Genomic DNA, 12,167 nt, shown 5'->3' with positions numbered 1-12,167 from the left:
ATTCCCTCGTTCGGAACGAAATACGAACGTAGGGGATTCGCGGCCGTTTGGGAAGTCCGGCGCCTTCCATGGTCCGATGGGAGGCTCTGCCTCAGCAGGTCTTCGGCAACACCATGCCCACCAGCATGAACCGGCCATCCGGAAAACGCAGCAGGAGCAGGATGGGCTTGCAGGCAGGTCTGCTTGGCATGGCTTGGCGCTGCTGCATCAGGCTTACCGGCCGGAGAGTGGGGGTATCGTCCGTCTTGAAGGAGCGGATCGAAGCTTCGGTATTGGTGGCGATCAGCAGCAGCAGGCAGATCGAAAACAATTTGATCATGTGGCACCTATACGGCAGCCCACCAGATTGATCCCGTATTAAAAAAACTGGTGAGTGCTGCATCAAGTTCCAATAGCTCTCACGATTTATTGATCGGCGGCTGCGCTTCCGGCTGAGCAGACTTTTGTTGGCAAGCCAACAATTCATCCGCTTGTCCGTTGTGTTGTCGCAAGTTCTTGTCGGGAAACCGCGGGACATTTTTCCGGAATCTACTTCGCTTTCTTTGACGGTTATGGCACCGTCGTTCCGCGTTTCTTCCAGCCGACTCACTAAGTCGACGCTCAGCAGCCGGTGTCTGTCTTCGCAACCTCGAAGATTTTGACATGCCATCCGGCAGGTGCAGATAAAGCATCAAGGGCTCAGCGCTGTAGGAACCGTCGTTATCCTCGCGATCACGGGCGCTCATCGTCGCGACGGCCTTGATGAGGGCAATCGCATCCTGGCGGCCGGAGAAATCACGGCCGCCGGGGTGATGTCGGCGAGGCGATCAGAAGTTTCGTGTTTGCCCTCGCAATCGACCGCCAACCACCGCCATGGATCAAAACGGCGCGGCAAGCGTTGTCTTCCCTGGGACAACACGGAAGGAGACCATCATGTTCAATGCATCCGATATCCGCGAACATGCCGAAGTCGTCGGCAAGGACGGCCGCCATGTCGGCACCGTCGACCGCGTCGAGGGCGACCGGATCAAACTCACCAAGGCCGACAGCAAGCAGCCGGGCCATGCCGGCCACCATCATTTCATCGATCTCAAACTGGTGGAAGCCGTGCGGGGCAATCGCGTGCAGCTGTCCGTGGCGAGCACCGCGGCAATCAGCGACGAAGAAGAACAAAGCGGCCGCTCGGTGCAGTAAGCCAAATCCACTGAAGAAGCCGGGTTCAGCCGAGCTTCTTCATGGGGGATATCCAATGACCAAGCTTCGAAAGTGCGACGCCGTCGAATGGCGGTGGGGTGCCTACCACGCGGAGGGCAAGATCGTCGAGCGCTTCACCGAGACTGTCAGCCGCAAGATCAAGGGAAAGGAAATCAAGCGCAGGGCGTCGAAAGCCGAGCCCGTTCTGCTGATCCGTCAGGACGATGGCGACCGCGTGCTCAAGAGCGCAAGTGAGGTGAAGCCTCTCGGGAAGGCGTGACCATGTGTTCATCAGTACAAGCCGGAAAGGAGTTCGCCGTGCCTCAGTCCCTCGAAATTTCCGATCTTGAAGATTTCATCGATGTGTATCTGCAGGTGATCATTGCCGAGGCCAATGAAGCCGGGTTTTCCTCCGCGGAAATCCTGACGGCGCTTGGGGACGCCATCGAGCGACAGCGGCACGCCTTTGACGAGGACCCCGATCCGGCGGACGATCCGGCACCCCGAAAAGCCAGGCCTTTCCGGCCGAGTGCCAGCACGAAGCATTGAGTGTTCATGATCCGCGAGCAGCGGCTGCCATAGCCAGCGACACCGCTCAGCGCGCAGCCAGCCGATCCTTCATTACCCTGACCGTATTCCGGTCCGTGACACGGACTTCGGCGGCAGAAAAGCCGAAGGTGATGAGGTGTTCGTCTTTCACCGCAACCTTGGCCGAACAGGAGGAATGCACTTCCTTGACATCCAGGCGATCAAGGATGGCATCGATATTTGCCAGATTGACGCCGGCGCCGGGCATGATCGAGATGCGGCCATCGGCGATCTTCAGCGCCTTGCCAAGATCGTCCAGGCCCTTGTCAACGGACGCTGCCCGGCCGGAACTCAATATGCGTTCGAAGCCGCATTCGATCGCCAGTTCGATCGCCTCGTCGATATTGGGCACGAGATCGAAGGCGCGATGCAGCGTGCGCGGCATGTTGCTGACGGCATTGCAGAGCGCAATCAGCGCCTCCGTGTCGAGCCGTCCATCTGCGGCACTGGCGCCGAACACCACGCCGGCGAGACCGGCGGAGGCTGCGAAATAGATGTCATTGGTCATGATCTCGATTTCACGCAGCGTATAGATGAAATCGCCGGCGCGCGGGCGGATCATGGCATAGCAAGGGATCGGCGAGCGTTGCGCCGCACTCATCAGGCCGGCTGAAGGCGTCAAGCCGCCAACGGCCAGCGCGCTGCAAAGCTCGATGCGGTCGGCCCCGCCTTCGATTGCAGCTTCCAGCCCGGCGACGTCGTCCACGCAGACTTCGAGCAATATGTCAGCCATGCCGGCTTCGTTCCAGTCCCATCAATGCCGCCCCGACCAGGCCCGGCTCCACATCGCAGCCGGCCCTCACCACGAGCGGCCGGCGAAACTCCCTTAGTATCCGTCTTCTTACGGAAAGGTCAATTTCCGTGAGAAGTTCCTGGGAATTTGAGAGTCCGCCGCCGGCCGGCACGATCGAAGCGCCGGTAATGTTGACAGCAAGTGCTAAGGGCGAGGCGACGAGGTCGACATAGATTTCTACGGTGCGAACCGCCTTTGGATCACCGGATTGCCAGGCCTCGATGATCGCCGTGCTGGCGATTTCCTCGGCATGCAGGTGCTGATAGAGCCGCTCCAGCCCGCGCGCGCCGCCGATGGTGTTGACGCAGCCTTTCTGGCCGCAGGTGCAGGGAAAAGCGGGGATGGCAACCGACGGATCGCCGGCGAAGGCCGCGACAATCGGGCCATGCCCCCATTCGCCGGCAAAGCCGCCTTTGGCATTGATCAGCCTGCCGTCCGCCACCAGCCCGCCGCCGACACCGGAGCCGAGGATGATGCCGAAGACGATGGCATGCCCTCTCCCCGCGCCTGCACCGGCTTCGGCGAGGACAAAGCAATCGGCGTCGTTGGCAATGATGACGGGGAGGTTGAGGGTGGCTTCGAGATCGGCTTGGAGCGGCCTCTGGTCGATACAGGGGATGTTGGCGCAGGTGATGATGCCGGTCTCGGGATCGACGACGCCGGTCATGGAGATCGAAAGGCAGGCGGGTGTTTGCGGCTGGGCGGCGATGATGTCGCGGAGGATAGCGATGAAAGCCGGATAGTCATCGAGAGGGGTCGGATAGCGGTTGAGGATCTGGATATCGTCGGCCGAACGGGCGACGGCGCTCTTGATCCAACTGCCGCCGATGTCGAGGCAGAGGATCATAGGTAGGTTGGAGCGAGTGGCTCACCCCCCTCTGGCCTGCCGGCCATCTCCCCCACAAGGGGGGAGATTGGCAAGCGGCTGACCGCCTGCCACAAATTGCCGTTGAGGGCTGAGAGTGCTGAAGAAGATTGTGGCGAGGCAGTGCCCCATCCAATCTCCCCCCTTGAGGGGGAGATGCCCGGCAGGGCAGAGGGGGGTAGCGTCATCCTCCGCGTCGCAATCATCGAATAGCCCTGCCCTCCGCATCGAACCGATGCGTGGCGCCATTGGCCGAGGCATGCACAACGTCATCCACGGCAAAAGCATGCTCACCAAACAGTTTTACCGTCAAAGTCCCGATCTTCTCGCTTTCCAGATAAACGATCGTCTCGGCGCCCAGATGCTCCACATGGACGACCTTCCCCGACCACTGGCCGCTGTCGCGCGACAGCGTCATATGTTCAGGCCGGACGCCGAGCGTCTTGTAGCCACTTTCGCCCAGGCGCTCCGCATCGATGAAATTCATCTGCGGCGAACCGATGAAGCCGGCGACGAAGAGATTGTTGGGGCGATTGTAGAGTTCCATCGGCGAGCCGACCTGCTCGACAAGTCCGGCATTGAGCACGACGATCTTGTCGGCCAGCGTCATCGCCTCGACCTGGTCATGAGTGACATAGATGATCGTCGCCTTCAGCCGCCGGTGCAGCTTGGCGATTTCGAGACGCGTCTGGACGCGTAGCGCGGCATCGAGGTTGGAGAGCGGCTCATCGAACAGGAAGAGCGTCGGCTCGCGCACGATGGCGCGGCCGATGGCGACGCGCTGGCGCTGGCCGCCGGAAAGTTCGGCCGGTCGGCGTTCCAGATAGGGTTCCAGCGACAGCATGGTCGAGGCCTTCTTCACCCGATCGTCGATCACCGATTTCTGCTCGCCGGCCTGTTTCAGGCCGAGCGCCATGTTGTCGCGCACGGTCAGATGCGGGTAGAGCGCATAGGATTGGAAGACCATGGCAATGCCGCGCTTGGCAGGCGGGGTGGCCGACACTTCCTTGCCGTCGATGACGATCTGGCCCGAGGTGATGTCTTCCAGGCCGGCAATGCTGCGCAGAAGCGTGGACTTGCCGCAACCCGACGGGCCGACGAAGATCACGAATTCGCCGTCGTTGACGTCAAGGTCGATGCCTTTCAGCACATGCACCGGGCCGAACGACTTGTTTACCGATTTAAGCGTGAGATTACCCAACGAGGTTCTCCAGGTTTTGGGGTGAAAACCCCTTAGAGGTCTATCATCTTGCCGGTGCGGACGCTTTCGTCTGCCGCCAGGCAAATGCGGAGCGATTGCACCGCGTCGTTCATGTGGCGCTCAAGATCCAGGTCCTCACGGATCGCCTTGAACACGAAGGCCTGCTCGAGATCGCAGAGGTCCTGATGACCCGGCTCGCCGGCCATCTGCAGCATCTGGTCGGGCTCGACGAACTTGCCGTCCGGGCCGGCCTTGGCCTTGTGCAGGCGAATGGTCGAAGTCTTGGTGTGGGTATCGATGTCGTCGGACTTGGCGTTCGGGTCCATGACGATCGAGACGCAGCCGTTCGGCGACATCACGTCCTTGACGAAGAAGGCGGTTTCCGAGATCATCGGACCCCAGCCGGCCTCGTACCAGCCAACCGATCCGTCGTCGAACAGCACCTGCAGGTGGCCGTAATTATACATGTCCGGCTTGATCTCATCGGAGAGGCGCAGGCCCATGCCGCGCACCGAAACCGGCTTGGCATCGGTGATCTGGCACATGACATCGACATAGTGGACGCCGCAATCGACGATCGGCGGCGTGGTCTGCATCAGCGCCTTGTGCGTCTCCCAGGTCTTGCCGACGGATTGCTGGTTGAGGTTTATGCGGAAGACATAGGGGCCGCCGAGGTCGCGGGCCAGCGCGATCAGCTTGATCCACGAAGGATGGTGCCGCAGGATATAGCCGATCACCAGCTTGCGGCCATTGGCCCGGGCGCAGGCGACGACGCGCTCGGCATCGGCGACTGTGGTTGCCAGCGGCTTCTCGACGAAGACATGGCAGCCGGCCTCCATCGCCTTGACCGCAAAGTCGGCATGGCTGTCGGAATAGGTGTTGATCGAGCAGAGTTCCGGCTTCAGCTCGGCCAGCGCCTCGGCGAAAGACGGCAGGATAGCGCGGCCGGAAAGCAGGTCCGGCAGGTCCACCTTCGAGCGGTTGACGAGGCCGACAATGTCGAAGCCGGAATTCTTGGCATAGGCCTGGGCATGGCTCATGCCCATATTGCCAAGGCCGGCGACGAGGACCCGGATGGGGGCTTCACTCATTTCACTGCTCCTGCCGTGATGCCGCGGATCAGTTGCCGCGAGAAGATGAGATAAAGGATGAGGACCGGCGCGATGGCGAGCGACAGCGCTGCCAGAACCGCATTCCAGTTGGTGACATACTGGCCGATGAAGACCTGCGCGCCGAGCGTGATCGTCTTGGTCGCCTCAGCTGGCGCCAGGATCAGCGGGAACCACAGGTCGTTCCAGATCGGGATCATCGAGAAGACGGCGACCGTCGCCATGGCGGGACGCACCAGCGGCAGAACCAGGCGGAAGAAGATTGCATATTCCGACAGCCCGTCGATGCGCCCGGCATTCTTCAGGTCGTCGGAGACCGTCTTCATGAATTCCGACAGAATGAAGATCGCCAGCGGCAGGCCCTGTGCCGTATAGACGAGGATCAGCGCCGTGCGCGTATTGACAAGGCCGGTGGCCACCATGCCCTGCAGGATGCCGATCGTGCCGAGGCGGATCGGGATCATGATGCCGAGCGCCATGTAGAGGCCGAGCAGCGTATTGCCCTTGAAGCGATATTCCGACAGTGCGAAGGCGGCCATGGCGCCGAAGAGCAGAACGAAGAAGATCGAGACGATGGTGATGATCAGCGAGTTCTGCATGTAGTGCAGGAAATCGCCCTGGCCGAGCACGGTCGTATAGCCGATCGGGTCGAAGGTTCCGGGCAGCGGCGGCTGCATCGGATTGCGGAAGATCGCAGCGCGCGACTTGAACGAATTGATGATCGTCATAAACACCGGAAACAGCGCCACGATCGTATAGGCGATCAGCACCGCGTGGGCTGCGATCGAACGGCGGACAGAAGAACGAGCTTTCGACATATCTTCCTCCTCAGAACTGGTAGCGGCGCATGCGACGCTGGACGGCGAACAGATAGAAGCACACGCCGGCAAGGATGATCAGGAACATCACCGTCGCGATCGTCGCGCCCATCGAATGGTTGCCAAGCTGTAGCTGGAAGCCGAAGAAGGTGCGGTAGAGCAGCGTGCCCAGGATGTCGGTCGATCCGTCCGGACCGGCAAGCGCGCCCTGCACGGTGTAGACCAGGTCGAAGGCGTTGAAATTGCCGACGAAGGTCAGGATCGAGATGATGCCGATCGCCGGCAGCACCAGCGGCAGCTTGATCTTCCAGAACTGGCTCCAGCCGGTGATGCCGTCCATTTCGGCCGCTTCCAGCACTTCGTCGGGGATGTTGAGCAAGGCAGCATAGATCAACATCATCGGAATGCCGACATATTGCCAGACCGAGATCAGCGACACTGTGACGAGCGCCGTATTCGGCCTGCCGAGCCAGGGGCCGAACAGCCATTTCAGGTGGACATAGCTCAGGAGATCAGGCGCCACGCCCCAGATCGGCGACAGGATGAGCTTCCAGATGAAACCGACGATGACGAAGGAGAGCAGCGTCGGTAGGAAGATGGCGGTGCGGTAGAAGGTGGTAAAGCGCAGCTTGGGGATGGAGAGGATCGCCGCCAGTATGACGCCGATCGGATTCTGCACCAGCATGTGGATACAGAAGAAGATGGTATTGTTTTTCAATGCATTCCAGAAGCCGATCGACCAATTGGGATCGCCGAACAGCTTTTTGAAATTGTCCAAACCGACGAAGTGCCTGACATTGTCGACCTCGTTATAGAGCGACAGCCAGAGCGTTCCGCCGAGCGGGATGATCATCACCGCGGTGTAGACCAGGAAGGCCGGCAGCATGAAGACAATAATATGCCATCGGAAGGGTCGGCGGATAGCGCCCAGGGGAATTGACGGATCGTCGCTGGTCATGGAGTGGCCTTGTTTGTAGATATCGTCAGTTTTACAAGGGGTTGCTGAAAGCTGCGTCAGATCAGCATGCCGTATGAGCCCCTCACCTGCAAAATCTAAGGGTTAGAAAATGCGCGCACCCTCGCTGGCGTGGCAACGTCCAGTGCGCATTTCCTAACGCCTTGATTTTGCTTCCTCTCCCACAAGGGGAGAGGCAACCCGCGGCGGCGCCTCGCCCATCTCTTCTTCTCCCCTTGTGGGAGAAGAAGCAATTTCATCGGCTTAGCTGTTGCGCCCACAAACGGCACGACACATTCGAGGTTGTGCGCAACAGCTAAACGATAGAAATTGCAGATGAGGGGCCCATGATCGATGCTCCTCTTCGAAGCCGATCATGAGCCTCCATCGAGATTCCGTTCGTATGAATAGCCCCGCCCCTCGTTGGGGCAGGGCCGATGTCACCCTTACTTCGCCGGCTTGTACCAGCTGTCGAGACCCTTCTGCAGCTTGCCAGCAGCATCCTTCGGCGTTTCGGTGCCGTTGATGACGTTGGCCGATGCGGTCCAGGTGTCGTTTTCGAGGTTCGGAGTGCCGCGCGACAGGATCTGGTAGGTCGAGCGGATCGTCGACTTGCACTTGCCGCGCCAGGAGACGAATTCCTGGGCGAGCGGATCGGACATCTTCACGGGGTTCTTGTTGAGGCTGAAGAAGCCCGGCAGCGCGTTGGCGTAGATTTCGGCGAATTCCGGCGAAGCGACCCAGCTGAGGAACTTCTCCGTTTCAGCCTTGTGCGCCGTGTTGGCATTTTCGCCCATGCCGATATCGGTATGGTCGGAAATGTAGCAGGGGTCACCGGCCTTCTCGACCGGCGGCGGGAAGGCACCCATCTTGAAAGTGTCCTTGATCTGCGCATTAAAGCCCGAAATCTCCCACGAGCCAGCCGGATAGATTGCCGCGCGGCCAAGCTCGAACAGATTCTGGCTGTCCGAATAGGTCTGGGCTTCGAAGCCGTCGCCGAGATAGGGCTTCCACTTGGCGAGCTCTTCATAAGGCTTGACCCATTGCTCATCAGTGAGCTTCTGGGTGCCCTTGATCAGCGCCACGCGGCCTTCTTCGCCCTTCCAGTAGTTCGGGCCGATATTCTGGTAGCCCATGGTGGCGGCTTCCCAGAGGTCCTTCGTGCCCATGGCCATCGGGGTATAGGTGCCGTCAGCCTTGATCTTATCAAGCGCGGCATAGAATTCGGCGGTTGTTGTCGGCACGGAAATGCCGAGCTTTGCGAAAGCGTCCTTGTTGTAGATGAAGCCGTGGATAACGGACGCCATCGGCACGCAGAAGCTGGCCGAGCCATCATCGGTCGTCCAGGCGGACTTGGCGACATTGTCGAAGTTTTCCATACCCGGCAGCTTGGTCACGTCGGCCAGTTGCTTCTTCTTGTAGAGTTCGAGCGAAGCGTCAAACGGGCGGCAGGTGATGAGGTCGCCGGCCGACTTCGCATCGAGCTTGGCGTTCAAGGCAGCGTTATATTCAGTCGGCGCGGTCGGCGAGAAGACGACCTTGATGCCCGGATTCTTGGCTTCGAAAGCCGGGATGATCTTGTCTTTCCAGATGGCCAGATCGTCGCCGCGCCAGCTTTCGATGGTCAGCGTCACGTCCTCTGCAGATGCAATGCCGGCATAGCAGACGAGGCTCGTGCCCAAAAGCAGGCTGGTAATGAGATTACGGGTCATTTTGTTCTCCCTCTTGGTGTGACGCCACCATGGCGTCCATCAACTGTCATTTGCCTGGGGCATTTCTGTCCCAGATCCCTGTTTTCACGCGTCGCCGCCCCAACCGGGCCGGCGATAGTCTTTCGCATCACGCCTGTCGTCATCCCGAAACCGGCTCTCGGCCTCGGACGACATGCGCTATCTGCCGATCATGCCGAGCGCGCGCCGGACATTCTGGCCGCTTTCCCGAAGCATGGTTTCAGCCGAATTTCTGTCTCCGGCGCCCGCCGCCAGCAGGATCGCCGCCTTCACGGAGCCRTGGGCTACATCGACAAGCCGCCCGGCTTCGGGAATTTCCACGCCGGATATTTCCGAGACGATACGGGCCGCACGGCTCTTGAGCTTGATATTGTCGGCCCTGAGATTGACCATATGGCCGTCATGCACATGGCCGAGCCGGATCGCCATCAGCGTCGAGAACATGTTGAGCGCGATCTTCTGCGCCGTGCCGGCACCCATGCGGGTGGAACCGGAAACCATTTCCGGCGGCGTTGCGAGCAGGATCGCCACATCGGCGCCGGCGAACAGCTTTGCGCCGGCATTGTTGGCAATCGCGATGACCTTCGCGCCCCTGGCCTTGGCCACCTCGGCGACGGCAAGTGCGTAAGGCGTCGAACCGCTGGCGGAAATCGAAATAACGCAGTCTCCGGCCCCAATCACGCGCTCGGCATCCGCCCGCGCCTGATCGACATTGTCCTCCGGCGATCCCTTGAGATCGAGCAGGTCGGCGACACCGCCGGCAAGCAGGATGACGATCCGGTCATTGGCAATACCATAGGTGCCGGGAAGCTCGAGCGCATCGGCCATGGCCATCAGGCCGGAACTGCCGGCGCCGGCATAGACCAGCTTGCCGCCGGCCGAAATCGTATTGGCTGCAAGGGCCGCCCCTTTAGCAATCGCATCATGGGCAGCGTCGACGGCATGCGCCGCTTCCTGCTGGGCAGAACCCAAAAGCCGAAGGATTTCGGCCGACGACAATGTGTCGAGCCCCTTCGCCTTTTCGTTCGATGCCTCTGTTCCGCGTGATCCCATGTGGAAATCTCCTCTGCCGCAATTTAAAACCAAAAAAATACCAATTGTCCAGAGGAAATTGCTTTTTCATTAATTTTTTGTGATGCCGCCTCCATGTGACGCGCATTAAATCATTGTTTTTACACAAATAAAGTTTTTTATCGAAAAGTTTACGTTTGGCGCTTGGATATTGGTATTTTTTTGGTATCATCAGTTTCAGGAGGCATTTTCATGCAGCAATATCTGATTGGCATTGATGGAGGGGGCACGAGTTGCCGCGCGGCCGTGGCGGATCGCCAGGGCAATATCCTTGGCCGCGGCAAGTCCGGCTATGCCAATATCATGACCGCACCGGACGCCGCGCTCATCAATATCGCCAAGGCGGCCCGCGCCGCTTTCGCCGATGCGGGACTCAGCGAAGATTTCGTGCGCACCGCCGACGCTTTTCTCGGCCTTGCCGGCAACAATGCCGAAAACACCGTCTCCTACATCATTCCACGCCTGCCATTTGCGCATTCGATCATCGAATCGGACGGACTGATCGCGCTGCAGGGTGCGCTCGGCGATGGTGATGGCGCGATTGCGATTCTCGGGACCGGCACGATCTATATCGCCCGCAAAGGCAATCGGGTCTTTTCGATCGGCGGCTGGGGTTTTCATCTCGGCGATCAAGGCAGCGGCGGCAAGCTGGGGCAGAGCGCGCTCGCCGAGAGCCTGCTCTCCTATGACGGCATTATCGAAAAGACGCCGCTTACCACGAGCCTGCTTGAAGAATTCAACAACGATGCGTCGAAAATGGTCGCCTTCTCGCAGAGCGCAAAGCCAGGTGATTTCGGCCGGTTCGCGCCGCGCGTGTTCGAATTCGCCTCGACCGGCGACGAGACCGCCATGCGCATCCTGCGGCAAGCAGCTGCGGACATCGATGCCTCGCTCGACAGGGTGGCAGAGCTGACCAGCGGCGGCAGACTCTGCCTGCTGGGCGGACTGGCCGGGCTTTATCCGTCTTTCCTGGCGGAGCGGCATCGCGAACGGCTTGTCCAACCGGTTGCCGATGCGCTTACCGGCGCGATCGCGCTTGCCCGCGCCGCTTTCTCCGACCGACGCGAGGTGGCCGAATGAGTGACGCGCTTTCCGCCATCCTGTCGCCGGACGAATTGCAGAATGTCGGTTCCGGCCCGCTTTACATCAAGCTCCGTCAGAGCCTGGAAGATGCGATCCGCACCGGCAAGCTCAGCCATGGCCAGGCATTGCCGCCGGAGCGCGACCTCGCCGAATTCGCCAATGTCAGCCGCGTGACCGTACGCAAGGCCGTCGACGATCTGGTCAAGGACGGGTTGCTGATGCGCAAGCACGGCTCGGGCACGTTCGTGATGCAGCCAGTGTCGAAGCTGCAGCAGCCGCTATCGCATCTCACCTCGTTCACTGAGGACATGGCACGGCGCGGCTATACCACCCATTCGGAATGGCTGGTGCGTGGCCTGTTCACCCCCTCGCCAGACGAGATGATGAAGCTCGGCCTCAAGGTCGGCATCATGGTGGCGCGGCTCGACCGCCTGCGCATCGCCAATGAACTGCCGCTGGCCATCGAGCGTGCCAGCCTGCCGGCCGACGTGCTGCCCGACCCGAAGTCGGTCGAAACCTCGCTCTATGCCGAATTGCACCGCACGGGCCATCGGCCGGTGCGCGCCGTGCAGCGGATCTCGGCCACCAATGTCGGCAAGGAGGAAGCCGCGCTGCTTGCCGTGCCGATCGGCTCGGCGGGGCTGGCGATCGAGCGCGTCTCCTATCTCGCCTCGGGGCGCGTGGTGGAAGTCACCCGCTCGCTCTATCGCGGCGACGCCTATGATTTCGTTGCAGAAATGACGCTTGTGGACGCCTGACCACAGCCAACAGAGAGAATCCT

At 60.4% G+C, this 12,167-nt stretch carries 14 protein-coding genes; 5 read left to right on the top strand and 9 right to left on the bottom strand.

Annotated elements, in window-relative coordinates; translation table 11 throughout:
* Window positions 1-91 precede the first annotated feature (91 nt).
* A complete protein-coding gene (locus tag AC1D06_RS12835) occupies window positions 92-319 on the bottom strand; it encodes a hypothetical protein (RefSeq protein ID WP_477881712.1) in 228 nt (75 codons plus the stop codon).
* Window positions 320-912: 593 nt separating this feature from the next.
* On the opposite strand from AC1D06_RS12835, the gene AC1D06_RS12830 reads away from it, so the two are divergent.
* The 3 genes from AC1D06_RS12830 to AC1D06_RS12820 are packed head-to-tail and all read left to right on the top strand — an operon-like array spanning window position 913 to window position 1,722.
* A complete protein-coding gene (locus AC1D06_RS12830; RefSeq protein ID WP_477881714.1) occupies window positions 913-1,173 on the top strand; it encodes a DUF2171 domain-containing protein in 261 nt (86 codons plus the stop codon).
* A gap of 55 nt (window positions 1,174-1,228) precedes the next feature.
* Complete coding sequence (locus tag AC1D06_RS12825) at window positions 1,229-1,453, top strand: hypervirulence associated TUDOR domain-containing protein (protein WP_477986521.1); 225 nt, start codon at window positions 1,229-1,231, stop codon at window positions 1,451-1,453.
* Window positions 1,454-1,491: 38 nt separating this feature from the next.
* Window positions 1,492-1,722 (top strand): hypothetical protein, encoded by a 231-nt coding sequence (locus tag AC1D06_RS12820; protein WP_477881718.1) that lies wholly within the window; start codon window positions 1,492-1,494, stop codon window positions 1,720-1,722.
* Window positions 1,723-1,768: 46 nt separating this feature from the next.
* Here AC1D06_RS12820 and AC1D06_RS12815 read toward each other — a convergent pair whose 3' ends face one another.
* The 8 genes from AC1D06_RS12815 to AC1D06_RS12780 all read right to left on the bottom strand — a co-directional run bounded on the left by AC1D06_RS12815 (window position 1,769) and on the right by AC1D06_RS12780 (window position 10,285).
* Window positions 1,769-2,494 carry a copper homeostasis protein CutC gene (locus AC1D06_RS12815; protein ID WP_477986520.1) on the bottom strand — a complete coding sequence of 242 codons (726 nt, stop codon included), beginning with the start codon at window positions 2,492-2,494 and terminating at the stop codon, window positions 1,769-1,771.
* A complete protein-coding gene (locus AC1D06_RS12810; protein WP_477986519.1) occupies window positions 2,487-3,401 on the bottom strand; it encodes an ROK family protein in 915 nt (304 codons plus the stop codon). The genes AC1D06_RS12815 and AC1D06_RS12810 overlap by 8 nt, the downstream gene beginning before the upstream one ends.
* Window positions 3,402-3,621: 220 nt before the next feature.
* Window positions 3,622-4,620 (bottom strand): ABC transporter ATP-binding protein, encoded by a 999-nt coding sequence (locus AC1D06_RS12805; RefSeq protein ID WP_477986518.1) that lies wholly within the window; start codon window positions 4,618-4,620, stop codon window positions 3,622-3,624.
* A gap of 32 nt (window positions 4,621-4,652) precedes the next feature.
* Entirely contained in the window at window positions 4,653-5,711 is a 1,059-nt protein-coding gene (locus tag AC1D06_RS12800) for a Gfo/Idh/MocA family protein (protein ID WP_477986517.1), read from the bottom strand.
* Window positions 5,708-6,547, bottom strand: coding sequence for a carbohydrate ABC transporter permease (locus tag AC1D06_RS12795; RefSeq protein WP_477881728.1), 840 nt, complete (start codon window positions 6,545-6,547; stop codon window positions 5,708-5,710). Before AC1D06_RS12795 ends, AC1D06_RS12800 begins: the two co-directional genes overlap by 4 nt.
* Window positions 6,548-6,557: 10 nt before the next feature.
* Window positions 6,558-7,505, bottom strand: a complete 948-nt coding sequence (locus AC1D06_RS12790; RefSeq protein WP_477881730.1) for a carbohydrate ABC transporter permease — start codon at window positions 7,503-7,505, stop codon at window positions 6,558-6,560.
* 443 nt (window positions 7,506-7,948) lie between these two features.
* Window positions 7,949-9,214, bottom strand: a complete 1,266-nt coding sequence (locus AC1D06_RS12785; protein ID WP_477986516.1) for an ABC transporter substrate-binding protein — start codon at window positions 9,212-9,214, stop codon at window positions 7,949-7,951.
* A gap of 177 nt (window positions 9,215-9,391) precedes the next feature.
* The gene (locus AC1D06_RS12780; protein WP_477881734.1) at window positions 9,392-10,285 is read right to left on the bottom strand and encodes an N-acetylmuramic acid 6-phosphate etherase; all 894 of its coding nucleotides are present in this window, start codon (window positions 10,283-10,285) and stop codon (window positions 9,392-9,394) included.
* Window positions 10,286-10,495: 210 nt separating this feature from the next.
* On the opposite strand from AC1D06_RS12780, the gene AC1D06_RS12775 reads away from it, so the two are divergent.
* Together AC1D06_RS12775 and AC1D06_RS12770 are read left to right on the top strand one after the other, a co-directional pair.
* Window positions 10,496-11,383 carry a glucosamine kinase nucleotide-binding domain-containing protein gene (locus tag AC1D06_RS12775; protein ID WP_477986515.1) on the top strand — a complete coding sequence of 296 codons (888 nt, stop codon included), beginning with the start codon at window positions 10,496-10,498 and terminating at the stop codon, window positions 11,381-11,383.
* Window positions 11,380-12,144 (top strand): GntR family transcriptional regulator, encoded by a 765-nt coding sequence (locus AC1D06_RS12770; RefSeq protein WP_477986514.1) that lies wholly within the window; start codon window positions 11,380-11,382, stop codon window positions 12,142-12,144. The genes AC1D06_RS12775 and AC1D06_RS12770 overlap by 4 nt, the downstream gene beginning before the upstream one ends.
* Window positions 12,145-12,167 lie beyond the last annotated feature (23 nt).

The organism is Rhizobium sp. P2_G2, assembly GCF_056403555.1.
The sequence above is the reverse complement of the archived record's forward strand: the minus strand, read 5'-3'. Positions and strand labels throughout refer to the sequence as shown.